Origin of the sequence: Streptomyces sp. NPDC096324 (assembly GCF_044763015.1) — a bacterium.
GTDB lineage: Bacteria > Actinomycetota > Actinomycetes > Streptomycetales > Streptomycetaceae > Streptomyces.
Window position 1 is genome coordinate 508,872 of sequence record NZ_JBIWFK010000008.1, and the last position, 24,809, is coordinate 533,680.

The 24,809-nt window shown below is 69.3% G+C and carries 20 protein-coding genes and 2 pseudogenes; 14 read left to right on the forward strand and 8 right to left on the reverse strand.

What is annotated here, in order from left to right; genetic code table 11:
• Positions 1–6 precede the first annotated feature (6 nt).
• From ACIQ7M_RS24740 to ACIQ7M_RS24755, 4 genes are all read left to right on the forward strand, one after another.
• Entirely contained in the window at positions 7–909 is a 903-nt protein-coding gene (locus tag ACIQ7M_RS24740) for a CAP domain-containing protein (protein WP_403648058.1), read from the forward strand.
• Positions 910–1,146: 237 nt separating this feature from the next.
• Positions 1,147–1,509 carry a MarR family winged helix-turn-helix transcriptional regulator gene (locus ACIQ7M_RS24745; RefSeq protein ID WP_403648201.1) on the forward strand — a complete coding sequence of 121 codons (363 nt, stop codon included), beginning with the start codon at positions 1,147–1,149 and terminating at the stop codon, positions 1,507–1,509.
• The gene (locus ACIQ7M_RS24750) at positions 1,506–2,942 is read left to right on the forward strand and encodes an MFS transporter (protein WP_403648061.1); all 1,437 of its coding nucleotides are present in this window, start codon (positions 1,506–1,508) and stop codon (positions 2,940–2,942) included. Before ACIQ7M_RS24745 ends, ACIQ7M_RS24750 begins: the two co-directional genes overlap by 4 nt.
• Before the next feature lie 33 nt (positions 2,943–2,975).
• Positions 2,976–3,158: a hypothetical protein gene (locus ACIQ7M_RS24755; protein ID WP_403648064.1), complete on the forward strand. Its 183-nt coding sequence runs from the start codon at positions 2,976–2,978 to the stop codon at positions 3,156–3,158.
• 146 nt (positions 3,159–3,304) lie between these two features.
• Here the strand turns inward: ACIQ7M_RS24755 and ACIQ7M_RS24760 are convergent, their stop codons facing one another.
• Both ACIQ7M_RS24760 and ACIQ7M_RS24765 read right to left on the reverse strand, forming a co-directional pair.
• Positions 3,305–6,820, reverse strand: a complete 3,516-nt coding sequence (locus ACIQ7M_RS24760) for a ricin-type beta-trefoil lectin domain protein (protein ID WP_403648067.1) — start codon at positions 6,818–6,820, stop codon at positions 3,305–3,307.
• A gap of 1,014 nt (positions 6,821–7,834) precedes the next feature.
• Entirely contained in the window at positions 7,835–8,074 is a 240-nt protein-coding gene (locus tag ACIQ7M_RS24765; protein ID WP_403648070.1) for a hypothetical protein, read from the reverse strand.
• A gap of 561 nt (positions 8,075–8,635) precedes the next feature.
• Here ACIQ7M_RS24765 and ACIQ7M_RS24770 point away from each other — a divergent pair.
• The 3 genes from ACIQ7M_RS24770 (at position 8,636) to ACIQ7M_RS24780 (ending at position 11,622) form a co-directional block, all read left to right on the forward strand.
• Entirely contained in the window at positions 8,636–9,097 is a 462-nt protein-coding gene (locus tag ACIQ7M_RS24770) for a DUF2867 domain-containing protein (RefSeq protein WP_403648073.1), read from the forward strand.
• Between the two features lie 316 nt (positions 9,098–9,413).
• Positions 9,414–11,015: an SAM-dependent methyltransferase gene (locus ACIQ7M_RS24775; RefSeq protein ID WP_403648076.1), complete on the forward strand. Its 1,602-nt coding sequence runs from the start codon at positions 9,414–9,416 to the stop codon at positions 11,013–11,015.
• 289 nt (positions 11,016–11,304) lie between these two features.
• The gene (locus ACIQ7M_RS24780; protein WP_403648204.1) at positions 11,305–11,622 is read left to right on the forward strand and encodes a UBP-type zinc finger domain-containing protein; all 318 of its coding nucleotides are present in this window, start codon (positions 11,305–11,307) and stop codon (positions 11,620–11,622) included.
• A gap of 140 nt (positions 11,623–11,762) precedes the next feature.
• Here ACIQ7M_RS24780 and ACIQ7M_RS24785 read toward each other — a convergent pair whose 3' ends face one another.
• Positions 11,763–11,885 carry a hypothetical protein gene (locus ACIQ7M_RS24785; RefSeq protein WP_403648213.1) on the reverse strand — a complete coding sequence of 41 codons (123 nt, stop codon included), beginning with the start codon at positions 11,883–11,885 and terminating at the stop codon, positions 11,763–11,765.
• Between ACIQ7M_RS24785 and ACIQ7M_RS24790 the strand changes: the two are divergent.
• Both ACIQ7M_RS24790 and ACIQ7M_RS24795 read left to right on the forward strand, forming a co-directional pair.
• Positions 11,865–12,216 (forward strand): annotated as a pseudogene (locus ACIQ7M_RS24790) (SpoIIE family protein phosphatase); the annotation flags it as partial. The gene ACIQ7M_RS24785 and the pseudogene ACIQ7M_RS24790 overlap by 21 nt on opposite strands.
• Positions 12,217–12,371: 155 nt before the next feature.
• The gene (locus ACIQ7M_RS24795) at positions 12,372–12,998 is read left to right on the forward strand and encodes an O-methyltransferase (RefSeq protein WP_403648079.1); all 627 of its coding nucleotides are present in this window, start codon (positions 12,372–12,374) and stop codon (positions 12,996–12,998) included.
• A 44-nt stretch (positions 12,999–13,042) separates the two neighbouring features.
• On the opposite strand, the gene ACIQ7M_RS24800 is transcribed toward ACIQ7M_RS24795, so the two are convergent.
• Together ACIQ7M_RS24800 and ACIQ7M_RS24805 are read right to left on the reverse strand one after the other, a co-directional pair.
• Positions 13,043–13,777, reverse strand: a complete 735-nt coding sequence (locus ACIQ7M_RS24800) for a DUF4142 domain-containing protein (protein ID WP_403648207.1) — start codon at positions 13,775–13,777, stop codon at positions 13,043–13,045.
• Positions 13,778–14,445: 668 nt separating this feature from the next.
• The gene (locus ACIQ7M_RS24805; protein ID WP_403648082.1) at positions 14,446–15,498 is read right to left on the reverse strand and encodes an Lrp/AsnC family transcriptional regulator; all 1,053 of its coding nucleotides are present in this window, start codon (positions 15,496–15,498) and stop codon (positions 14,446–14,448) included.
• Positions 15,499–15,698: 200 nt separating this feature from the next.
• Between ACIQ7M_RS24805 and ACIQ7M_RS24810 the strand changes: the two genes are divergently transcribed.
• Positions 15,699–16,037, forward strand: a complete 339-nt coding sequence (locus ACIQ7M_RS24810) for a hypothetical protein (protein WP_403648085.1) — start codon at positions 15,699–15,701, stop codon at positions 16,035–16,037.
• 142 nt (positions 16,038–16,179) lie between these two features.
• On the opposite strand, the gene ACIQ7M_RS24815 is transcribed toward ACIQ7M_RS24810, so the two are convergent.
• Positions 16,180–17,187 (reverse strand): alpha/beta hydrolase, encoded by a 1,008-nt coding sequence (locus tag ACIQ7M_RS24815; RefSeq protein WP_403648088.1) that lies wholly within the window; start codon positions 17,185–17,187, stop codon positions 16,180–16,182.
• A 148-nt stretch (positions 17,188–17,335) separates the two neighbouring features.
• Between ACIQ7M_RS24815 and ACIQ7M_RS24820 the strand changes: the two genes are divergently transcribed.
• Positions 17,336–17,842: an AsnC family transcriptional regulator gene (locus tag ACIQ7M_RS24820; RefSeq protein WP_403648092.1), complete on the forward strand. Its 507-nt coding sequence runs from the start codon at positions 17,336–17,338 to the stop codon at positions 17,840–17,842.
• Positions 17,843–18,138: 296 nt separating this feature from the next.
• On the opposite strand, the gene ACIQ7M_RS24825 is transcribed toward ACIQ7M_RS24820, so the two are convergent.
• Positions 18,139–19,938: an endonuclease/exonuclease/phosphatase family protein gene (locus ACIQ7M_RS24825; protein ID WP_403648095.1), complete on the reverse strand. Its 1,800-nt coding sequence runs from the start codon at positions 19,936–19,938 to the stop codon at positions 18,139–18,141.
• A gap of 579 nt (positions 19,939–20,517) precedes the next feature.
• Here ACIQ7M_RS24825 and ACIQ7M_RS24830 point away from each other — a divergent pair.
• A pseudogene (locus ACIQ7M_RS24830) lies at positions 20,518–21,327 on the forward strand (IS5 family transposase).
• A 355-nt stretch (positions 21,328–21,682) separates the two neighbouring features.
• Here the strand turns inward: ACIQ7M_RS24830 and ACIQ7M_RS24835 are convergent.
• Positions 21,683–22,195 carry a PadR family transcriptional regulator gene (locus ACIQ7M_RS24835; RefSeq protein ID WP_403648098.1) on the reverse strand — a complete coding sequence of 171 codons (513 nt, stop codon included), beginning with the start codon at positions 22,193–22,195 and terminating at the stop codon, positions 21,683–21,685.
• A gap of 94 nt (positions 22,196–22,289) precedes the next feature.
• On the opposite strand from ACIQ7M_RS24835, the gene ACIQ7M_RS24840 reads away from it, so the two are divergent.
• Positions 22,290–22,841, forward strand: coding sequence for a hypothetical protein (locus ACIQ7M_RS24840; protein ID WP_403648101.1), 552 nt, complete (start codon positions 22,290–22,292; stop codon positions 22,839–22,841).
• Positions 22,842–23,617: 776 nt separating this feature from the next.
• The coding region (locus ACIQ7M_RS24845; protein WP_403648104.1) for an FG-GAP-like repeat-containing protein at positions 23,618–24,809 on the forward strand (1,192 nt) is incomplete at its 3' end.

The following is a 24,809-nucleotide window of genomic DNA, read 5'->3' on the forward strand; positions in this document are numbered from 1 at the left end:
GTCCGCATGAGGAACCGCAGGAAGCACCGCAGCAAGACGCGTCGCCGGCCCATAGCCGTCGCCGTCCTGGCGATGGGCGCGGTGGCGGTGCCGTCGGCTGCCATGGCGTGCATGGGCGATGGAGGAGCCGAGGCCACCACTGCCACGTCCAGCAGTCCCTGGGCGGACGGGAGGAAGGCGTCCTGGGACGGACACCGGACGGACGGGAGGAAGACGTCCTGGGCCGGGCACCGGGGGCGGGAAGCCTGGACCGCGAAGCCCAGGGCGACGGCTTCGCCCTCGGCCTCGCCGACGACCTCTCCCAGGACTGCGGCGCCCGCCCCGGAGAAGCCCAAGGCGCCCGTCACGAAGGCGACCACCCCGCCCGCCCCGACGAGGACCGCCGCCGCGCCGAAGCCGACTGCCGCGTCCCCCTCGACGACGACTGCCGCGTCCCCCTCGACGACGACTGCCGCGTCCCCCTCGACGACGACCGCCGCGCCGAAGCCGCCCACCGCCACGGCTCCCGCCGCAGGCACGGCGACCCCCGCGTCCGCCGCCGTCGCCCGTGTGGTCGCCCTGGTCAACAGCGAGCGCGCCAAGGTCGGTTGTTCCCCGCTCGCCCTGAACGCGAAGCTCTCGCAGGCCGCCCAGGCCCACAGCGTGGACATGGCGAGCCACAACACGATGTCGCACACCGGTTCCGACGGGTCCGACCCGGGACAGCGGATCACGCGCGCGGGCTACCTCTGGAGCAGCTACGGCGAGAACGTCGCGTACGGGTACTCCACGCCCGAGCAGGTCATGGCCGGCTGGATGGCCAGTGCCGGCCACAAGCGCAACATCCTGGACTGCGGCTTCAAGGAGATCGGCGTGGGGGTGGCGCAGCCCGGCAACTACTGGACACAGGACTTCGGCACGGCCCGCTGACGCTCACGACGCCCACCCCCGGTCACGGCCCGCCGACCATCACGCCGGCCGCGGCCGCTCCGCTCGCCCCGGAGCGGCCGCGGCCGGCGGGGGTGCCGACATTTCCATAAACCATGAATATAAAATTGCTATGCTTCGGGCATGAGTCGTCAAGACACCACTCCTGGCGCGTCCGCCGCCATCGGGGCAGCCCTCTACGGCCTGGCCACCAGGGCCGCGAGACGCCTGCCCCGGGACATGAGCCTGACGTCCGCCGCCACCCTGGCCACCCTGGACCGGACCGGCCCGCGGCGCATCACCGATCTGGCCGCGGTCGAAGGCGTCACCCAACCCGCGATGACCGCCCTGGTCCGGGTGATGGAGGAGTCCGGTCTGGTCGAGCGGCGGGGTGACGCGTCCGACAAGCGGGTCACGCTGGTGTGCCTGACCGAGGCCGGCGCCTCCTATGTCGGGACGCGACGCCAGGCGGGCGTCCACGCGTTCGAGCGGTTGATCGGCGAGCTCACCGGCGACGAGGTCGAGGCGCTGGTGGCGGCCCTTCCGGCGCTGAAGCACCTGTCAGAGCTCGAAAGCCAGGACCGCGAAGGGCCGAAGCGGTGACCGGCCGGCCGGTCGAGGGGGTCGTGGTCAAGGCGCTCCCGGCTGCGGCGCGTTCCGAGGCGCGGCTGCTGGTGCCCGCCCTGATGTTCATCGCCCTGGTCGTGGCGGCGGTCGCCAGCCTCGGGACGCCGCTCATCACCAGCGTGGCGACGTCGTTCCACGTCTCGCTCGGCAGCGCGCAGTGGACGCTGACCGTCGCGCTGCTCAGCGGCGCCGTCGCCACGCCGGTCCTGGGCCGGCTCGGAGCCGGCCCGCACCGGCGGGCCACGGTCCTCGCCACGCTGGCGGTCGTCGTCGCCGGCAGCGCGCTCACCGTGCTGCCGCTGCCGTTCGCGTGGCTGCTGGCCGGCAGGGCGGCCCAGGGCGTCGGGCTCGGGCTGACGGCGCTGATGATGGGCGTGGCCCGGGACCACCTCCCCGAGGAGCGCGGCGCGGCTGTGATCGCCCTGATCTCGGTGGTCTCGATCATCGGGGCCGGCGTCGGCTACCCGCTGGCCGCACTGCTCGCCGAGCTCGGCGGGGTACGGGCCGCCTACGGCCTCGGCCTGGTTGTCACCGCCGCCGCCCTCCTGACCGCGTGGCGCTCCATGCCCGAAGCCCCCGAAGGCCGCTCCGCCCACGTGGACGTGGCAGGCGCGATCGTCCTGGCCGCCGCGCTGCTCCTGGTGCTGTTCCTCGCCGGCGAACGAAATCTGTGGAGCCGGCACCTCGCCGTGGCGGCGGGCCTTGCCGTCGTCGCGGTGGTGCTGCTGTGCGTCTGGGCCGTCATCGAGCTGCGCGGCACGACGCCCCTGGTCGATGTGCGGGCGGTGCGGCACCCGGCGGTCGCCGGGGCGAATCTCGCCATGTTCGTCGGCGGGATCGGCATGTACCTCCTGCTCACGCTCATCACCCGGTACGCGCAGACGCCGCACGGCGCCGGATACGGCTTCGGGCTGACGACCTTCGTCGCCGGGCTGGTCCTCATCCCGTTCTCGGTGCTGGGGTTCGTCGCCGGCAAGCTCACGCCGCGGGTCCGGACGCGGATCGCCGACCCCCTGCTCCTGGCGGGCAGCGCCGTCGTGGTCGGCGGCGGGTTCGCCCTGTTCGCGGCGGCCCGGTCGGACCTGGCCGAACTGTTCGCGGCGATGGGCGTGCTCGGCTTCGGCGTCGGCGGCTTCTCGGCCGCGATGCCCGGCGTCATCCTGGCCGTCACCCCCAAGAGCGAGACGTCGAGCGCCATGAGCTTCAACTACGTCGTCCGCAGCGTCGGGTACTCCCTGGGCAGCGCCATCGGCGGCCTGATCCTCGCCGCGGGCACCGGCCCCGGCCACCTCTTCCCCGACGACGGTGCCTACACGACCGCGGCGCTGGTCGGCATCGGTGCCATGGTGATCACCACGCTGACAAGCCTCGCTCTCGCCCGCCGACGCTCGTCCGAGACCAACCCGTGAGCCAGATGCACTCATCCCAACACGGGAGGTTCCATGCCCAAGGGCTACTGGGTCAGCGCCTACCGCACCATTTCAGACCCTGAGAAGCTGCCTGCTCACAACAAGCTGGCCGGTCCGGCCGTCGCGGCGCACGAGAGTGCGGCCTGCCAGGAGGCGCTGGTCGCCCTCTCCGACGGCGTCGAGTGCGACTTGCGCATCGTCGAAGGCATCGACTGACCGAGGTCGAGTCGGATCGTCACTGAAGATCCACCATCGTGTTTTTCGCTGGTGCGGCTGCTGGTGTGGCGGGGTTCATGGGTGCTCGGTCGCGGTTGTGCTCGCGGGCCGGGTTGGCCCGCGAGCACGTCACGTGACTCCTGGCTTCAGCCGATGGGTGCTGCTGCGTCCAGGTTCCTCTGCGCGGCGGCGGCTCGGCCGAGTTCCAGCAGGGGCTCATCGGCCGCATTCTGCGCCCTGTCACTGTTGTTGGACGGTGGGGGGTTTCCGTCGGTCGACGGGGGCGGCATCGGCACGTGGACGCAGGAGGATTTGCCGGACTCCAGTGAGCCGTTGAACGCGCTGATGCAGAACTCGAAGTTCCAGTTGCCCGGGAACAGGAAGGCGATCTGGTGCTCGGGGCTGTCCGTGATGTACGGGTCCTGCGTGTTCGAGCCTTCGGGTTCGTTCACGTTGCGTACCCACACCCGGTACCCGGCCGCCTCCGGGGATCCCTTCCAATTGAGCCGGACAGTGGTGGCGTCGAGGGACGTGACCGTGACGTCCGTCGGGACCGGTGGTACCCCCGCGCCGATGGTCACGGACCGGGCCATGCCGGGCATGCCGCCGCCCGCCTTGTTCCAGGTCGCGACGGCGACGAGGTAGTGGTGGCCGGGCACGAGGCCGTTGATGCGCGCCTGGTTGTTCGTGACCGCCGTACTGGCGACGTACCCGCCCGGCACGTCCTTGTCCCAGGTGATGACCTCGTAGCGGTCAATGGTGTCCGTGTGCGGGCCTGTCGGCGTGTCCCAGTACACGTCCATGCCCGTCGAGTTCGGCGATGTGCTGATGTTCGGCGGCGGGGGCGCCGTCTCGGGGTGCGCGGTCGCGGTGGCCGGCTTCCATGCCGACGCGCCGTCGGTGTAGTTGTAGGTGCGGACCTGGTATTCCCAGGTCCAGCCGTCCTCGGTCCAGGTGGTGTCGAACCGGTTGGACGGCACGACCACCTCGTTCCAGTTCGCCGCGCCGACGAGCCGGTAGCGGACGGCGTAGCCGCGGGCGCCGAACACCGGGTCCCAGGTCACCTTGATGCCGCTGGGGACGGACTCCGCCTTGAGGCCCGACACCGGGGAGATGGGGCGGTCGGGAAACGTGGCGATGCTCTCCGGGACCGACTCTCCGATCCCGAACTCCCGGTTGAGGGTGCGGGCATATGCGTAGGCGATCTGGTACTCACCTATGAGATTGGGGTGCAGGCCGTCGTATCCGGCGGAGCACTTGGCCGGTGCGCAGGCGTATCCCCCTGCCCAGTCGACGAGTTTCACGGGGGAGGCGGGGGTGCTCCAGGTCGGGATGGCATCCTTGAGCAGGGCGTTGTACTGATCGGTCTTGTCGACCAGGTCCTGCCGGCCGTCGATGAACAGACGTTGCGGGACGTTCGCCACGGCCATCTTGACGTCCGGTTTGGCCGCCCGGGCTCGGTCGACCAGGACTTTCATGCTGTCCAGGGTGCCGTGCGCGTCGCTGACGAGCCAGCCCATGTCGTTGAACCCGATCCCGAAGAGGATCAGGTCGGGCTTGTACTGCGCGACCATCGGCCCGATCAGGTCCTTGTCCTGAGCGGCCTGGCGGCCCCATACGGCGAAGTGATCGCTGTCGAAGCCGGGTTCGATGTCCTGGCTGTAGGCACCGAAGACGGGTGGGTTCGCCACCGACGGGTTCTCGGGCGGCTCGCTCTGGAGCCGCGGTGGGGCAGGAGGCCCGGTCGGATCGGGCTGCTTGGTGCCCCGGTACGGGCCGACGAAGTCGACGGGCACGTGCTGGTCCTTGAACCACTGCCACAGCCGGTAGCGCCAGGTCCAGTCACCCTCCATGCCCTCGCTCATGGAATCTCCCACCACCATCACCTTCAGCGGGGGCTTCGTGGTCGAGTCCCCGGGCTCGTCGGGGCCGCCGGTGGTGTCGAAGGGGGCGAAGAACCAGCGCTGGGAGGCCTTGGGAGAGGCGCAGTCCGTGGCGTCGACGATGTCGCCGGTGAAGCTGCCGCGCGGTGCGAGGTCCAGACAGCCGACCTGGAAGAAGATGATGCTTTTGTTCTTCAGCCTGAACGTGTCCTCACTGACCGGGTCCACGACCCAGGTCTGGGCGAGGGAGCTGTTGCAGGGCTGCATGTCGACGGCGGCGAGGCCTTGTTGCGACTCGAACGGGACCATCTCCGCGCAGCGGTCGGTCAGCGGGTCCCGCATCCGCAGTTCCGTGCTGCTGGTCCACTGGGGGACCCACTGCTCCTGGTTGGGGTTGGGCTGGTTGCGGTGCAGGTAGGCGCGTACATGCGTGCCGGGCAGTCCGAGGGGCTCGGCAGCCATCATCCGGCCGGTCTGGATGTTCTCCAGACCGAAGGGCCCGGAGTGGGCCACGGGCAGGTCGCCGGTGGAGAAGTTGACGTTGGGGTTGGAGTCGGCCGTGGGTGCGAGGTACCAGTGCTGGCTGTCCAGGTTCTGGCACGGGCCGAGCTGGAAGCGGGAGGTGTCCTGCGGGCTGTGCGACGTGCCGACGTCCAGGCACAGGCCGAGTGCGGCGCTGCGGATCTGGTACTGCTCGTTGCCGAACGACAGCAGCCGCCAGCGCTGGCCGTAGTGGGCGGAGCAGTCGCGCAGCACGGGCATGTAGTGGCCCGGACTGTCCGGCTCCGCGTTGAGGCACCGACCTCCGGCGAGCCGGATGCGGGCGGTCTGGGTGCCGTCGTACTCGAGGTCCCAGTGCTGGCCGGGCTCTCCGTCGCGGTCGGCAGTGGTGACGGATTCGCCGTCCCGCGAGCCGTCCATTGCGCTCCGCAGCACTCCGCCGTTCTGCATGTTCTCGATGGAGCGCGGGCTGGTGAACAGGGAGTGCGGCTCAGCCGACGCGCGCAGTCCGCCGACGGCGACGGCGTAGTGGTCCGACGAGGCGCCGTTGAGCCGCCGCGTGGGATGGTCCTGGATGCGGGTGGAGGACACCACGTAGTCCAGCTCGCGGTGCTGGTCGTGGGTGGGCAGGCCGGTGCTGTAGATCTGGGCGCCGACGGGGACGGGGAAACGGCCCGGCTCGTTGTTGAAGTCGGCCCCGACCGTCCATGCCCGGCCCGGTACCCGGTTCACGAAGGACGCGATGTCGGCGAGCATCTGCTCCGACTCGTTGTCCGGCTCCTGGGTGCCGGTGGGCCGGCCGTGGAAGGTGAAGTACCAGTCGTCGCCGAAGCGCACGCCGAGCGCGGCCCGTCCGCCCGCCACCGGGCTGGGCACGGCCGTCACCTCGTCCGGCTCGCGCTGGGTGACCACGGCGATGTTGTTGCGGCCGCCCACGTAACTGCCGCCCCAGCGGTCGGTCTGCAGAAAGTACACCTCGTAGGACGCGTGTCCGAACTGCCAGCGGTGGTGCTGGATGAAGCCGGCCCGGCCCACCGGCGGCAGCCCCGGGACGGTGATGTTGTTCACCGGGAGGCCGGGCGGCGTCGGGCCCGCCTCCTGCAGCGTCACGATCTCGGCGGCCTGGATGTAGTCGCCGATCGTGGTGGTCCACTTGCTGTCCTGCCCGCTGGTGGCACCGAGCATGTTGTAGGTGATCAACGGGGTGATGTTCAGCGGCGCCGCCTGCGCGGATGCCGTCGGCAGGATCGCCAGCGCCGCCGCCGCGACGAGCGTCATCAGGGCGGTGAGCAGGGATGTGTATACAGACGACGCCGACGTCGATGCACCTGTGCGTCTGGACGGAGGACCGGTAGCTGCGGGCCTGGATGTGGACAAGGGTAAGGAGCGGCTCGACCGCCTCATGTGTTCTCCCCGTACGTCGGACGGCGCGCCGCGCGCCCGCGTGACACCACGTGAGTGCACGCAGCGCCGGTTGCCGGTCCCGGCGAGGTATCCGCCGGGACCCGGGGCCACGCTGTCAGACGGTCCGCCACCGCAGGAACGTGTCCTCGCTCACGCCCCCGGGGTTCCGGCCACCCGTCCCGGCACTGTCGCCACCTGGCAGGACCAGCGACACACCGCTCATGGCAAGGCGGCACACCGCAGCCGACAGCCGGCTCAGGTGATGTGGCCGCGACGGCACCGACTCCGATGGGAATCAAAGTGCCTGTATCAGCCGCATGGTGACGGCGCGTCACCATAGCCTGCCGGACATGGTCGGAGCGTGACCGGCCGGACGGAGGCCGCGGTGCTGTCCTCGTTGCTGCATGAATGGCTCGGACTGATCGTCGCTCTCGCCGATCAGACGCTCATGGTGACCGGCACCCGGTACGTGTGACATGGCCGGCCCGGCACGCTGGACAGGGGATGTCCGGTCGGCAGCGGACGATGTGCGACCGCCGCGGTGCTACGACGCTCGGGTCAGGGACTTCCTGGAGGAGCCCGGAGCAGCGGCGCCGCTGGTGGTGGCCACCGTCACCGCCTGCCTGCTGGTGCGGCGCTCGCGCGGCGGTGCTCTGCGGCAATGGCACCACCCCGTTCACCTGATCGTGTTCGACGTCCTGAAGACCAGAGGTATCGAGCTTCTCCACCGGCCACACCGGGAACGGATACGACCGTCTTGGCGCCCGAGTGAGCCGAAGCGCAGATCATCAAGCATGTGCTCCATGTGCTCCAGGCTGGTCGAACAACAGGCCGGGATGCCGACTGAGGGCACATTCGCCGTCTCGCACGTCGCCCAGGTGCAGGACACTAGGGCAGCGGGAAGGCTGTGCACGTCGGGTTGTCCAGGCATGCCTGCATCTCGTCCGAGGGGTCGGAGTTGAGTAAAGCGTCGGTGTCGGCGTTCCTTCTGTCGATGGCCTTGGACCACGCGTCGACGCACACCGCCCGCTTCTGGGTGGCGCTGAGTTCGGGTGTCTTCGTCGCGGTGACAGTGGCTTTCGGTTCACTTCCGGGGTTGGAGCAACTGGCCAGCGTGAGAGCGGGCACGGGCTCTCGGTGAGCTGTCCTGGACTAGGACAGCTCCGGCCACCGAACTCGAGGCCACCCCGGTCACGGCATTGCCTTCATTCAGCTCCAACGAGCGGCCGTTGAAGTCCAGTTCTCCCGACGCGCTTCCTCCAGGGCCGGGTGCGACGGTTGACGGCGCACTGGTGGCCCCGGTGAATGCTGGGGGTTGAGGGGTTGAGTTCAGGTCAAAGGTGAGGCGGAGGATCAGGACGGCGTGCACGCTGTCAGTTGTGCTGCACCGAGTTCCCGCAACAGGCGCCACTGCATTCAGGGCGGCCTGGCCCATGCGCGCATCCGCGCGTTGGGTGAGCGGGCCAAGTGGGAGCGGCATCCGGACGGTCCTCTTGATGAGAAGGACACGGTCAGGGCGTGCCGGCACAGCGGTGCTGACGACGGTACCGAGGGCTGAACGAGGACGAGCGCTACGGTCGGTCCGACTGCGCTGCCACGCACAGGAGTCGTGACCGCGCGTACGAGGGGACGGGACGAACCATGGGGCACAGGGCAGGAACGCGCGTACGCAGGAGCGTCGAACCCGTCGTGGACGCGGCAGTGGTGAGCCTGGGCGGATGCGATCACGTCGACGCGGTCGCGGTGGACCTGGCCCCGGGAACCAGCGCCCCGGACTTCGCCCGGACGGTGCTGGCCGGGACACCGGAGTGGGTGCACGGCCTGCTGACCGTGCGAGACAAGCTGATGTCGCCGTTCGGGCTGCACGTCCAAAAGCGCGTTGCCCCCGAGGAGATCCGGGTCGAACCCGGAGCGCGGCTGGGCCCCTTCCGGGTCCTGACCGTCTCCGACGACGAGGTGCTCGCCGGCGACGACGACAAGCACCTGGACTTCCGCACATCCTTCGCCGTACGGGAGGCGGCCGCGGGCCTGGAAGGCGTGTGCACCACGGTCGTCCGCTATCACCGGCGGGCCGGACACCTGTACTTCAAGGCGATCCAGCCCTTCCACAACCTCATCATCCCGAGGGTCGTCGCCCGCGCCCGCTCATAGCGACGACACGGACCGACCCGTGCGGGCGGCCCCGAACGTCCGTGACGGAAGCCCCTTCACGCTGCCAGACGGGCACAGGCGCAAACACGGCGCGTCATGTCACCTTCGGCTCTCACGGCGGTCTGGTACGGTGCACGACGTTGGTCTGAGAGCTGTTCGAGGCATGAGGAGGTGGGTTGATGACCGTCGGGTTCGGTGCTGCCGTGTGCAGTGCTTCCGCCATCCCCGCCTTCCGGGCCCGGGGCTGACGCCGCGACCCTTCGTCCGTTCAGTTCTCCGGGTCCTTGATCTCTCGACAAGGAACCCTTCTCTCGCCATGAGTGACTCTTCGATCGACCTGACAAAGTTTCAAGACCTCATTGCTGTCCGCGGTGCACCTCGCGCCGCGACCTACCCCGCCGACTGGGTACTCGAGAACCAGATGGGGCCCAACGCCCTCTGGCTCGTCGATGAGCTGACCGCCGCGATGGACCTCCGTCCCGGCATGCGCGTCCTCGACCTCGGCTGTGGGCGCGCCCTGACTTCCGTTTTCCTCGCCCGCGAGTACGACGTCCATGTCACTGCCGCAGACCTGTGGATCGACCCGTCCGAGAACTGGGAGCGGATCCGCGCGGCCGGCGTCGAGGACTCGGTCGTCCCGCTGAGCGTCGACGCGCACGACCTGAAGTTCGCCGAGGAGTACTTCGACGCGGTGGTCTGCGTCGACGCCTACGAGTACTTCGGCACGGACCACTGGTTCCTGCGGTCCCTTCTGCGGTTCGTCCGGCCCGGCGGGCAGATCGGCGTCGTCACCCCGGGCACCACGCGGGAGCTGGACGGACGCGCGCCCGAGCACCTCGCGGCGTGGTGGGACCGGGAGTACAACGGCTGGCACACCCCGCGGTGGTGGCGGCGGCTGTGGGAGTCCTCGGGGAAGGTGGACGTCGACCGGGCGGACCTCCTCCCGGACGGCGCGGCGAACTGGCTCGCCTGGGAGGAGGCTGTCCTCGCGGCCGACCCCGAGCGAGGCTCGGCCGGCGTCGCCGCGATGCTGCGGGCGGACGCGGGACGGACGCTGGGATTCGCCCGGATCGTCGCTCGGAAGCCGGAAACGGAAGCAACCGGGGACGGGGGCGAGCGGACCTCGCTCTGGAAGTCACCCGTCGCCGAACCCGGCGTGCTGGCCGCGCGGTTGACGCTGCCGCGGTATCCGCGGAGCGCGGCGTACGACCCGGCGTGGGTCATGGCCAACGTGATGGGACCGCACCCGCTGTGGCTGATGGAGTGGCTCACCGGCGCGATGCGGCTGGAGCCGGGTATGCGGATACTCGACCTCGGCTGCGGGACGGCTCTCACCTCGGTGTTCCTGGCCCGGGAGTTCGGCGTGCACGTCACAGCGGCCGACCTGTGGATAGCCCCTGGGGACAACTGGCGAAGGGTACGGGAAGCCGGCACCGGCGCGGGAACGGTCACGCCACTCAGCGTCGAGGCACACGCACTCCCGTTCGCGGACGGTTACTTCGACGCGGTCGTGAGCGTGGACGCCTACCACTACTTCGGGACGGACGTCCGCTACCTGCCGACGCTGGCACGGTGCGTGCGGCCCGGCGGGCACATCGCCATGGCGGCACCGGGCACTCGGGTCGACCTCGACGCCGAGCCGGTGCCGGAGCATTTGTCGCCGTGGGCGGCCGACGCGGACTTCTGGACGTTCCGGACCGCCCAGTGGTGGCGACGGACCTGGGAGCGCAGCGGGGTGGTCACGGTGGAGACCGCGGACGCTCTGGAGGGCGGCTGGCGGGAGTGGGTGCTGTGGAACCGCGCTTGCGCGGAGTTCGCCGACCCGGAGTGGACATCCGGCCCGGCCCAGGAGGACCCGATCGTCGCTGACACGGGGCGTTTGCTGACCTTCACCAGGGTGGTGGCGTCCCGGGACTGAGCCCTCCGACGCCGCGCGCCGCACGACAAGGCCGGGCCCGGACTCCCCCCGGGGACGGTATGCCGGGCGACATGTTCAGCAGGACCGCCCAGATCCAGGGCCGGGTGCGGCCCGTGCGGAGGTATTGGTCGACCGCTTTCGTGATGACGCAGCGGTTCTGCGAGTAGGTGCCGTGGCCCTCCGCTTTCACGTCCGCTGCGTGCATCCATGTGTACCTGTACGCGCGAAGTACGTGTGACCTGCTTGCGGCGACCGCCGGGAGGTGAGGGGCGACACCATGACGAAGTGGATGGTTCGGCCGGACGGTGGCCGTCCGCAGGGCCGCGGCTGCCCCCATGCCGCCGACGGGAGCCCGGCACCGGCACCCCGGAGCCGGATGTGCTTGGAGTGCTCCGCCCAGGGGCGCGAGGAGACGCGTCTGAGGATCTGCCTGACCTGCGGCCATGTGGGATGCAGCGACAGCGCGCCAGGCGCCCACGCCACCGCACACCATGAATCGAGCGGTCACCCCCTCGCACGGTCCGCCGAGCCGGGCGAGGAAGCGTGGGCCTGGTGCTACGTCGACGAAGTGTTCCTGTGTGCGCGCGACGAGCGCTCGCCGCAGTGAACGGTGAAAGCCGGGTTTCCCGGCAGCCGCGTGCGGGCCGGGCGAAAACGGACGTCGCGCGAAGGTCACGGTGGAGCAGGAAGAGCCTTCGGTTAGACACACAGCCCGGCAGGCAGGCCGTGGTCGCGAGCGAGACCGGGTCAGGTGCGCGGCGGGTGGGTGGCGGTGTCGAGGTAGAAGGCGTCGATGCTCTGGACGGCCTGCTCGAACTCCTCCAGGTTGACCGGCTTGGTCACGCAGGCGTTCGCGTGGCCGGCCACCACGAACCCCTCCTCACCACTGTCCAAGGCACCGGCGGACTGACCGCCGCCCACGGAATGGCACTGGGTATCGCCCCGGAAGTCGGTGTCTGGCCCGCCACACAGGTCTCCCTGCCGGCCTCCGGCGCCCTGGCCCTGTACACCGACGGCCTCACCGAGGGACGCAACGGAGAGAAGGGCGAGCGGCTCGGCGTCGAAGGGCTCCTCGCACTGATCCGAGACCTGCCGCCCGGCCGCCCACGTCGACCGCCTCATCAACCAGACCCAGACACTGAATGCCGGCCGTCACACCGACGACGTGGCCGTACTCCGGCTCGACTGGGGACACCGGTGACTCCCGGTCCACGTGGCCTCCCGCAGCAGGCTCTTGACGGCAGCCGAGGCGCACCGGGACGGGGGCGGCTTCCATCGTCCATGACCTGCCGACGCCGGTACGCGCGACGGGAATTGTCGTTGCGTGCGATGACGTGATCCCCACATCATCTGCGCATGGACGACACGCCGAGCCGTATCCCGACGGCCCTGCCGGCATTGCGCTCCATGGCGCGAGACGCGGGCTTCATCATGTCCAGCGAAGACCGCACAGGAAGCCTTCTGGCAGCACTCGCCGCAGGCCGGCCCGGGTGCCGGATCCTGGAACTCGGTACCGGAGTCGGAGAAGGCACCGCCTGGCTCCTCAGCGGCATGGACCCCGATTCCTGCCTGACCACCGTCGAACTCGACTCCTCCCTCCAAGGCTTCGCCCAGGAGCGACTGGGTGCCGACCCGCGGGTCACCTTCGTATCCGGAGACGGTGGCGCCTGGCTGGAAGACTTCGACGACGCCCCCTTCGACCTCGTCTTCGCCGACACCTGGCCAGGCAAGTTCACCCACCTCGACCAGGCCCTGGACCTCGTGGCTCCCGGCGGGACCTACCTGATCGACGACCTTTCCCCCCAGCCCGGCTGGCCGGAGAGCCACGAAGCGTCCGTCAAACGTCTTCTGGCCGAACTGGACGGACGCGAGGACTTCCGATGCGTCCGCATGGCCTGGGCGAGCGGACTGCTGATGGCTGTGCGCACAGCCCGACGGCCACGAGTCGACCGTGATCACCAGCTCGGCCCGGTGTTCCCGTGACCATGGACTCCGCGATGAGCATTTCAGAGGCTGGTCCGGGAGTCCTATCCGCCGTTGTTCTGTGTTCCGTTCAGAGCGGGGCCCAGGTCCAGTGCGGTGGACGTCGGGTTCGGCGGCGGGTTGAGGACGACCTGGGGCTGTCCAGGCGCCGGGGGAGGCGGAGTCATGTCCGACTTGGGCAGCTTGGGTGGGGTGGTCTGGTTGAAGACCGTCGTGTCGAAGTCGACGAGACCGGTCTTCTCCATCACGGTGATGTGGTCGAGCACCGTATTGTTCGCCTGATCGGCCAAAGCGCGGATCAAGCTGTTCTTCGTGGTCGAGCGAACCTTGGCGATCGCGTTGAAGATGGAACCGTGAGTCATGCGCAGGATATTGGCGAAGTCGGTGTCGAACTGCCGCCCCGACTCGGCCTGTAGCTGGGTGACGAAACCTTGCTGCTGGGGGCTCGCCACGTTGGGCAGCGTGATGTTCAGCATCGGCGCGATCTTTCGGCAGCTGACGTCCAGAGCGGCATGTCCGTCCACGAGGTGCTGGCTCGCCACTTTGACGGCCTTGCTCTCTCCCTTTTGCAGGCCGATCAGGCCGAGCGGGTGCTCCCACAGCCCGGCCGCACGCACCTTGACCACGAAGTCCCGCTCGCCTTCGGTCAGCGGCCCCCATTGTGTATTGGCGATGATCCGGTCGTTCGAGGTCGACGTCGTGCTGATGCCGAGCATCGCCGGGTAGACGAGGGCGCCGAGCGTCAGGGCCAGAGCTCCGCCCACAAAGAGTGTTCCCATCATGCTTCCCGCACGCTGCACCGCTTCTCCTGCCCGTTGGCTTTGCCGCCGACCTGTCGTCACCTGGTCGGGGCGGTTGGAGGGGAGTACGCACCAGAAGCCGCTTGGACTCAGCAGGTCCGGTGTCAATCTCACAGGCAACACACAGGAGGATTCCGGACGGCGACGGGGTCATGAAGGAACCAGGCCGGCAAAGCGCGGCCTTGGACCGGCTGCCGCTCCCGCCACGGCCGGTTCAGAGCTTGGCGGGCCAGAGCCGTACGAGGTGACGCTCCATCCCATGGCCGGTGCCCTTGCCCTCCGACAGGGCTGCCGCCTCGGCCCGTCCCACACCTCGACGCCAACCGACGCTCATCGTTCCACCTCGCCGTCGACTGTCCTCCGAAGGATCCTCCAGGGTGAGCCGGGTCCGCGATGGCGCGCGCGGAACTCCGGAGGATAGGCACGGGGCATGACTGCCAGCCTTCCGTGAAGGGCTGTCAGTTGGCCACCACAACTGGAACCTGAGAGGTGGGGCAGGTCATGTCCCAGTCCTGGCGGGCGGCATAGCGGAAGGAGTTCCGCAGCAGGTGGACCACGCAGGTCTGCGCGATCGGTCCAGGGCCGGACCGTTGTCGCGGCCTTCCTGAAAGCGAGCAGTCCCCGGGCACGTCGTTGCGCGCCCGTTGTCAGTTGTAGCTCTTGGACGCGGCGTTCACCCGGCCCTGGCCACCTGGTACCGGCTGGACTGGTGCGGGGGTGCGTTTGGCGGCGCGGCTGACGATGGCCGTCTCGACGTGGGTGATGCCCAGGCCGGCCAGGTCGCGGGAGAGGAAGCCGTAGAGGGCTGTCAGGTCCGGGAAGTACGCGGCCGCGTGCAGGTTCGAGGGTCCCGACGTCGCGAACGCGCCGTGCACCGCGGGGTGGTCGGCCAGCGCCTGCCCGGCGGCGGCCAGATGGTCGGGGGCCACGTGCAGCAGGAGCTTGGCCTCGATGGGCAGCCCGAGGCGGCGCGGATCGACCAGGACCTGGGTGATCAGGCGGCCTTGGGCGGCCAGTTGGGAGAGGCGGCGGCGCACCGTGCTCTCCGGGTGGCCGGTGTGGGCGGCCAGGGCGGCCGCGGTCAGGCGCGCGTCGGGGGTGAGGGCGTCGATGAGGGACTGCTCCAGGGCGTCGGCGTCGACGCCGTAGGGGCCCGGAGAGCCGGAAGCGGTCGCCCCGGGAGCCGGCTCGGCCGGGGTCAGCGCCGCGCGTTCGGGCCCGGTCAGCACCTGGTGGCGCCACTCGGAGGTGAGGCGGAAGACGTGCAGGATCGTGGCGCTCTGCAGGGACGTCACCGCCTGGGTGGAGGGCAGTTGGCGGAAGACCAGCGGGTCGCGTGAACCCGGCTCGGTGCGGGCGACCGCGAAGATCTCGTCACCCGAGGTGGTGACGTCGATGAACGGGATGTCCTCGCGTGCCGCGAGCGCGGCCACGATCGTGTCGAGTTTTCCCCGCAGGACCCGGATGCGCAGGAACAGGGCCCCTGCCGAGCCGCCGTTGCGCGGTCGCGCGACCGGTGAGATCACCACGCGCACGGTGCCGTCGCCGCCGAGCGCGTGCAGGCGGCGGCGCACGGTGGCGGGGCTGAGCCCCAGCACCTGGGCCGCCCGCTCCGCGGTGAGGCGGCCGTCGCACTGCAACGCGGCCACCAGCCGCTGATCCATGAGACTCAGTACGGAATCCGCCGATACGCGCGCCATGAAGGCAACCTTCGCTCATTCCGTCGGGGCGCGACACCCGTCCCGGGGATCGCACTCCAAGAATGGATGTCATCCGCCAAGTCGCCGCGGTCAACCGAGGATCCCGCGGGGAGGCGTACGTACCTCGAGTTCGACGGCAGCCCGAGCGGCTAGAGGCTTGATCGACACGGACGAAGATTCGCACCCACACAGGAGTCAGGATGAAGATCTCTCGGCTGGCCACAGCAACCGCTGCGGTCGGCGTCGTTGCCGCCATCGCTGCCGTGCCGGCAGCCGCCGCAGTCAACCAGTACCCCGACCGCATCACGGCGGTCACCCCGGCGAACTTCCACAGTGACGGTGTGCCGGCGGTCAGCCCGGCGAACTTCCACAGTGACGGTGTGTCGGCGGTTACCCCGGCGAACTTCCACAATGACGGTGTGTCGGCGGTCACCCCGGCCAACTTCCACAGTGACGGTGTGCCGGCGGTCAGCCCGGCGAACTTCCACGCCGACGGCACTACGGCCGTCACCCCGGCCAACTGGGTATCGATCGTCTGAGGCCGCCGCTGAAGGCGTTCCGCAGAGCCTTCCTGGTCACCGTCTTGCTCCCCTCGGCAAGGCGGTGTCGGTCCGGCAGCAGACGCGCCGTCGTTGGTGACCCATATCCCCGCGAGCCGACCACACCCTCCGTCACCACCGACTACGAAACAGACCCGAACGCTTTACGGTCCCGATCGAGGGGCTCCAGATGCTTCTTCAGGAAGGAGATTTCCGCCGTGACGGCCTGCTCGTGCGACTCGAGGAACGGAGCGTAATGACTGCCCGTCAGGTGAACCACTTCGGACTGAGGAGCGTTCAGGGCGGCCCGGATGGCGGGGCCGGGAAGCACACTCTGGTCCTGGTCGCAGACGACGACCAGCAGGGGGCACCGGATACGTGAGGCCTGGCGGCCCGGCCGGTACGCGCCGATCTGCAGGGCGATCCGTGCGGCGACTGTCTGTTCCCAGTTCGCGTGGCGGCGGTCGGGATCGAGGGCCCGGTCGCCGTCCATGGCGTCGGGCGTGGTGAGCGAGGCGACCGCGCCGCGTGGTCCTGCGGTCGGGACCAACAGCGGCGGCCGCCCGACGCGGCTCCCGAGCACGTCCGCGATGCCCCGTCCGAACAGACGTAGGGCCGCCAGGGGCGTCATGGAGCGCAGCGCGTGGGGAGCGACTGCGGGGCCGTCGACCAGCGGGGTCTGCGCGATCGCGCAGGCCAGTCGCGGCTGGTCGGCCGCGACACGGAAGATATGGCCGCCTGCGAGCGAGAAGCCCCAGACCGAGATCATGTCCGGGTCGACGTCCGGCAAACCGGTCGCGCACTGGATCGCGGCGTGCCAGTCGGCGACCTGCTCGTCGAAGCGGACGATCTGCCGCGGCGCGCCTCCGCTCTCCCCGAACCGTCGGTGGTCGAAGGCCAGGACCGCGAAACCGGCGTCGTTGAACCGCGCGGCGAACAGGTCCGAGGCCGGCTCTTTGGTCACCGAGGTTCCGCCGGCCATGATCACACAGCCGCCGTTCGACCCCGGATAGTGCCAGGCGGCACACGAGGTGTCACCGCTGGCGAAGCGTACTTTCTCCCGTTGCTTGAACGCGGGCACTTGAACCTCCGTAGCAAATCGTCGTTCTGGGAGTGCTCTGAAAGCGGCGGGTCTGCGGCGTCGTCGCATCGCAGGCCCTTCCAGGGCTGCCGGTGACGGCCTTGGAGGGGGCCTGCGGTCAGCCGATCAGGACGGGCGCGGTGGATGTTCTCCATTCTTGGGGTGCGATCCCCGGGACGGGTGCCGCGCCCCGACGGAATGAGCGAAGGTTGCCTGCATGGCGCGCGTATCGGCGGATTCCGTACTGAGTCTCATGGGCCAGCGGCTGGTGGCCGCGTTGCGCCTCATGGATCAGCGGCTGGTGGCCGCGTTGCAGTGCGACGGCCGCCTCACCGCGGAGCGGGCGGCCCCGGTGCTGGGGCTCAGCCCCGCCACCGTGCGCCGCCGCCTGCACGCGCTCGGCGCCGACGGCACCGTGCGCGTGGTGATCTCACCGGTCGCGCGACCGCGCAACGGCGGCTCGGCAGGGGCCCTGTTCCTGCGCATCCGGGTCCTGCGGGAAAGCAGTCGAGTCCGGCCTGCCGCTCCCCGGTGTCCCGGTCTCGGCTTTGCCTGCTCGGACGGCTTGCCAGCGGCGTTCGAAGGAGGGCAGGTCAGGTTCGATCATCTCCGCAGCAACGGGCGCCTTGCGTACGGTGATTCCGAGGTTGCGCATTTGCGGGTGACGTCTTGCGTCGTGGGCCGAAGCCGAGATACGGCCGAAAGGGACAGCGGGGCCTGCTGAGGCGGGGAAGCGGGTTGCCGGCTGCGGCGTGCGAGCCGGTAGCCGCACGCCGAAGGGCCAACACTCAGCACGGCGCGACCGTACGATGCCGGCATTCCGCCGCTCAAGATCGCCCTGCTGTCGCTTCCGGTATCCCTTCCGGCCGTAGCTCGGCTGACCCTCCCCGGGACATTCTCCGGGGGTCTGCTTTCTGGGGCACGCTCACTCGCGGTCGGATCAGAAGAACGACGACTCGCAGGGGAACCGAGCCCGCCGGAGCTGCTGCAGCCCCGGCGGGCTCGGTGCGCTTCAAGGGCTCAGGGCTTCACCGTCTTCCAGCGCTCAGCCGCGATGTCGTTGCAGGAGGCGAGGATGACGATGCCCCGGTCGGCGTCGGGGGCCAGCAGACAGAGATGGGTGGCTTCGTTGCGGTAGCGGACGGTGCCGTCCGCGTAGGTTTCGGCCAGCCAGCGCTGGCCGGCCGCGTCGACGCCGCGCGCATCGTCACACGACCGCACCATGGCGTCAGTCTGCTCGGTGGCGTGCTCGTCGCGGACACCCAGGCAGTAATTGTCGCCGAACACACTCTTGAGGCGAACCAGGTTGTCGCCAGGGCTGATGCGCTGGATGTTCCAGCCGAAGTCCAGGCGCTCCTGGCGCAGCCAGTAGACCCACCACCACCACGGCGGTGTGGGCGCGGTACGGATGCCGGTCCCGGGATAGCCGCCGGTCATGATGCGGCCACCCTTGAAGGCGGATTCCAGGCGGATGTTGCCGGTGGCTGTCGGCCAGTCCCTGGGCAGTGCGGCGGCGTTGTCCCACCAGCGCTGGGCGATGTCGTCGCTGCACCGCGTCGCAGTCACCTGCCTGTTGGACGGCGTCAGGCAGAGCTGGGGGAAGGCCACGTTCCGCCACAACTGCGGTCCCCCGTTGTCCTGGTTCCACTCCGGATCGGGCCGCGGGTCGGTGATCGTCCACTGTGCCCGCGGGTCGTCGCACGAACCGGCGACGATCGGGGAGTCGGACGCTGCCCGGCTCATCCTTAACACAATGGATAGACAGCCCGTGAGGTACCGGATGATGTGCGTGCCCGCTCCGGTGGTGAATATCCGGGCGGTCTGGCTGTTGTCGTGACGGGGGGCGGCGATCCCGAACGAGCCGTTCGGGTTCGCCTGCATCACGGTGCCGGTGATCGTCCCCACTCGGGAGGAGTAGGTGTACGACGGGACGGTCGTCTGGGCCGGCAGCGGCGTCCTTCTGTAGTGCACCTCCGCGTGGTCTGACCCGGCACCGCGCGGGACGGTCGCGGTGAAGCCGCCGGGCAGACCGTGGGCGATCGCGTAGTCCAGCTCGCTCGGCTCGTCGCCGTTGATGTACGTGGCCCGATTGGGGCGCAGCAGGCTCTCGCCCGCCTGCAGGTGCAGCTGGTTTCGCGCATCGTCGGTGGGGACGTTGAGGATGTTCACGTTGAAGTCGCCGACCATGACCCAGTTCGTGCCGTGCTGGGCAGGCTCCGCCGCGAAGTCGCGCACTTGGCGCAGCAGGCCCTGGACGTCGTTGCGATTCCGGGCGTGGGCGTTCCAGTACCAGGTGCTGCCGAACCTCAGTCCGAGCAGCGGACGATCCCGGTAGTGGTCGCCCGGGGCGTTCGGGGCAGGGTTGTAGCCGGGGTTGTCCAGCACGTAGACCTGGTCGGCCGGGGTGTCGGTGATGGTCGCCAGGTTCACCCGGCCGCCTCGCCAGGTGTCCTCGCCGGTCGCGCTGATTCTTTGGGGGTCGGTCTGCATGAAGTACACGTAGCGCTCGACACCCCCGGCCATCCAACGGCTGCGCTCGTAGTTGCTGGGCTGGCCGTATGGGCGGGTCCTGCCGATCCGCACGTCGCGGATGTAGTCGTCCACCGGTGCGGGGGGCCCGGAGCCGACCTCTTGCAGCGCGACCAGCGGGACCTGCTGGACCAGCTGCGTGATCTCATTTGTCCACCGGGCGCCGTTGTTGGAGCCGAGCATGTTGTACGAGGCGAACGGTGAAGTGCCGTCGCGGCTCACGGCGTGTGCCGGCGTGGCGGTCAACGGAACGGTCAGCAGGGCCGTCACCGCGCTCAGAACGGCGAGCACAGCGGTGATCCACCGCCGGGACGGTAATCGCGTTCTTGTGGTCCACAGGGGCGCCATGGCCTGCGGACGTTCGTCTCTGCTCAACGGTCGAACCTTTCCAGTCGGTCCCCGCGCCGGGCGGCGCGGGGTACTGCCCAGGTCAACGGCTCCCCGTGGCGGCGCTCTGCTGCCTGCGGCAGCAGAGCGGGAGCGAAGCCCACCCCCGATCCGCTGCCTGGCGGACGGTGCGCAGACCGTCCCATGAGTGGTTGCCGGCCCTCGATCACAGTAGACGTGAGGTCCCGCTGACGGCGTTCGGATATCCATCGATATCCGGCCTTGTCCACCGCCTCGCCCCCCATACCGACTTTCAGACGGCTGACCAGTGTGAATGCAAGCGTGAAGTTCGTACGCCCACTTGCCTTGCCGGCCCCGCGCCACGGGTCCCTGATCGTCTTGGGAAGACACAGCCGCCTGGCGATATACCGCGCCGGAGCGAACTCCTATAAGCCGACGCAGCATTGTCCTTAACTGATCGTTTCAGAATGAATCTTGTTGGGAGGCTTGGCAGTTGGGTGTTGTGTCGGCAGGAGCTGCTGGGTGTCCGCTGATCTCGTGCCTGATGACCTGTGGGAACGTGTGGCCCCGCTGTTGCCGCCTCGTGCTCCCAGACGACATCGCTATCCCGGTCGGTTGCCTGCGGATGACCGGGTTGCACCGCGTGGCATCGTCTATGTGCTGTGCAAGGGGGGTGAACTGGCGGGACGTTCCCGCGGAGCAGGTCGGCTGTAGCGGGGTGACGGCTTGGCGGCGGTTGCGGGACTGGACTGAAGTCGGGGTCCGGCCGCAGCTGCACGAGGTGCTGCCGGCCGAATTGCGGGCCGCAGGCCTGCTGGACATGGGCGACGCGGCGATCGACGGCTCACATGTCCGGGCGCTGAAAGGGGGGCTCACACCCGGACCTTCGCCGGCGACCGGGCCCGGCCGGCAGCAAGCACCACTTGATCGTCGACAGGTACGGGTACTCCCTTGGTCGTTTCGCTGACCGGCGGGAATCGTCACGATGTCACTCGGCTGACGCCCCTCCTGGACGCGATACCCCGCATCCGTGGCGTGCGTGGGCGGCCACGTCACCGGCCGGGCCGGCTGTTCGCCGACCGCGGCCACTACTACGACAAGTACCGCCGTCTGTTCCGGGCCCGCGGCATCACGCCGAAGTTCGCCCGGAAAGGGACCGCCCACGGATCCGGACTCGGCAAGACCCGCTGGGTCGTCGAGCGAACCGTCGCCTGGCTCCACCAGTTCAAACGACTCCGGATCCGCTACGAGATACGAGCCGACCTCCACCTCGCACTGCTCCAACTCGCCTGCAGCAGCATCTGCTTGAGGCGACTCCGAACCTCATTCTGAAACCATCAGTTGAGAAGACGTTCCAGGACCTGCTCCCCGCACCCGCGGGGATGGCCCCCGGTGCATCGCTGCGGCGGTGCGTCCGTCGAACTGCTCCCCGCATCGGCGGGGAAGACTGGACGACGTCTGCGCCGGGCGATCACCCGACACCTGGGCTGGGGGCTCAAGGCTGTGTCGCGCTATGCAAGTGCCGTCCGCTGGCGGGACACCCTCCACGAGGGCCGGCCCTGGTCCAGTCGGCTCGACCCCTACAAGTCCTATCCGGAACGACGGTTCGCCGAAGGCTGCACGAGCGTCACCCGGCTGCACCGGGAACTGGCCGCCCGAGAACGCGCCCGTCACCTACCGGCACGCCCTAGCGGATCTGGTCGGCCGCCCACGCGGCCCACTTGCGGCGCATTGTGTTGAAGCGGAGGCCGTACTCCAGGGCGATCCTGCCGTTCACCGACAGCGGGTCGTCGCCCCAGTCGATGGAGTCGGCCAGTCGACGCAAGGCCTCGTGCTCCTGCTCCGACAGCTCCATGAGTTCGGTGAGGTAGCTGCGCGCCTGGTCGGGTGTGATCACGTTGAGGAAGAAGACCCGCAGCAGGATGTCGCTGCGGGTGTGGCGTTGGGGCTTGATCTCCGTCAGCCAGTGGCGCAGTTCCGCCAAGCCCTCGTCGGTGAGGGTGTACTCCTTACGGCCACGCGGGCCCTGGGTCGAGACGCTGATCAGGCCGTTGTCGGCGAGCTTGGACAGCTCCGTGTACATCTGGCTCTGCGTGGCGGGCCAGGCGTTGGCCAAAGAGGTCTCGAAGCGCTTCAACAGGTCGTAGCCGCTGGCAGGGCGCTCTGACAGGAGTCCGAGGAGGGCGTGTCGAAGGCTCATGCCATCAGTTTACCTTCCACTCTTGACATGTCGAGGGTGGACATTCTAGTTTCGACATGTCAGAACAGGAACGTCAGCAACTCGGGGGTCTTCGATGTCGTACTTACGCGCCTTCCTTCCATGGATCGTCTTCGCGGTGGTCCCGTCCGCCCAGTGGCAGTGGGGGGCGCTCGCTGGTCTGCTGGTGGCGGTGGCGGTGATTGCCCAGCAGCGGCGGACGGGAGTCGGGTTCGACGCGCTGATCATGGAAACCGGCTCGGCCGTCTTCTTCGCGGTCCTGGCAGTCGTCGCCTTCGCAGACCCCCATTCGGTTGCACACGCCTACTCGGCGGCGCTCTCCTCGGCGACCCTGGCTCTCATCGCCGGGGCCTCACTGCTCGCGGGCAAACCGTTCACGCTGGGCATCGCCAAGCGCACCACCCCACCCGAAGCCTGGAGCCTCAAGCCCTTCGTCCGGGTCAACGTGGTCATCACCGCCGTATGGACCGCCGCCTTCGCCGTCACGGCCGGCGCCCTCGCGGCCCTCGCCCACGCCGGCCAGGGCCACTCCATGACGGCGACACTTGTCCAGGCCGCCGGATTCGTCGTCCCCGTGCTGTTCACCGTGCGCTACGTCGCCGCCGCCCAGGCCAAGGCCAGGGGCTAGCCAATACCGACCATTCGGTGCCGGACGTTCCTCGGGCAAGCGTGCCCGGGTCTGCGGCGCGATCGGACCGGATGGCGCTCTGCGAAAGGGCCCGGGAAGTGCGACGCCTGACGGAAAGACCCTGATCCACAGTCACCGCTCTTGAGCCAATCACCGCGCGGCCATCCGGGGGGATCGTCATGACCAGGACCACTCACTCGACCACTACCGTCGCCTGCTCGCTGAACCTGCCCGCCCTTCCGGCCCACACCCCACCGACCGGCTCAGGAGACCAGCCGGGGCGGCGAGCCGAGGCCCACCACGGGGGTTCACGGGCGCACCGTCCGCAGGCACACCGGTCGGCGTCGACATCCCCACCTGCCGGGCCGGTGGCAAGGGCGGCTGACTGCCACTCACCTTCGCGACGCGGGTCACGCGCTGGAACGTCCCAGCACCACATCGCAGCGCACGGCATCGCCTCGTAGCGAAGCTGATCCCGGCCCCGGCCGCCAAGCCTCCTCCTCAGGCGCAAGGCCCACCACCGGCCTCCGGCATGCCGTCGGATGGGACGTACCCCGACTGAAGCCCTGAGGGCGGGAGTCGCGAGCCGAACCCCGGCCCGACGTCACTCTACGAAGGTGGGCGCCAGCGTCGCCGCCCTCTCCGACTCCCACGAGCTGCGCCGCCAGATCGTCGCGTCCGTGCGACAGCGATCCCGCTCGCCCTCTTCACAGTTCAGCTCCTGGTCCTCCGGACCCGGAGAACCTCTGCGCTACAAACCTCATCAGGAGGATGTCATGAACATGATTAAGCGTCTCGCCCTGTCCGTCGCAGTCGTCGGCGCGGTCACCGCCATGACGCTGGGGCAGGCCGTCGCCGACACCCCGGCACCGTCCGCCGCCGCGTCCAGTACGGCGAACTCGGGCTTATTGACCCACTTCATCCCGACCGTGCCCAACCCGACGACCGCCTCAGTGGCGCAGTTGGCTGCCGCACCCAGGCCGGTCGGCGCCTTCGCCGATTTGACCGCGGATTCCTCGGCAGGGGGCAGCATCAGCAGGGCAGACGTCATTGCCCGGGCCCAGTCGTGGGTCGACGCAGGCGTGCCGTACAGCATGACCAGCTACCGCACCGACGCCAACGGCAAGTACCGCACCGACTGCTCCGGCTTCGTCTCCATGGCCTGGCACCTGGACTCCTCCAGTGGGAACAACTGGGGCGAGACCACCGGCACTCTGCTGAACTACACCTCTTCCATAGCCAAGGAGTCCCTCAAGCCGGGTGACGTCCTCCTCAACCCCGACTCGGGCGCCAGCGGCCATGTGGTCATCTTCAACGGATGGACCAGCTCCGATCACTCCACGTACGACGCGCTGGAGGAGTCCGGCAGCAGCGGCGCCGTCCACCACAGCATCCCCTACCCCTACTACAGTGGTCATGGCACCTTCAGCCCCCGCCGCTACGACAACATCCAGGACACCAACAATCGCGCGGACGTCACGGGTGACGGCAAGGCCGATCTGATGGTGTTGAGCACCGACGGGACGATCGGGCTCCGTCCGGGTTCGGGGACGAGTTTCGGTGCCGGCACGACGGTCAGCGCGGGCTGGCAGAACTTCCTGGGCGGCGCCGGTCAGGGCCGCCTGTACTACGCCGACATCAACGGCGACGGCAACAAGGATCTCCTGGTCCAGGGCACCGACGGCACCATCGGCGTCCACGTCAACAACGGCTCCGGCACCAGCTTCGGCGCCAACCAGCCGCTCTCCTCCGGCTGGCAGAACTACCTCGGCCAGCCCGGCCAGGGCCGCCTGGCTTTCCCCGACGTCAACGGCGACGGCAAGGCCGACCTGGTCATCCAGGGCACCGACGGAACCATCGGCGTCCACCTCGGCTCCGGCACCAGCTTCGGCGCCAACCAGCCGCTCTCCTCCGGCTGGCAGAACTACCTCGGCCAGCCCGGCCAGGGCCGCCTGGCTTTCCCCGCGT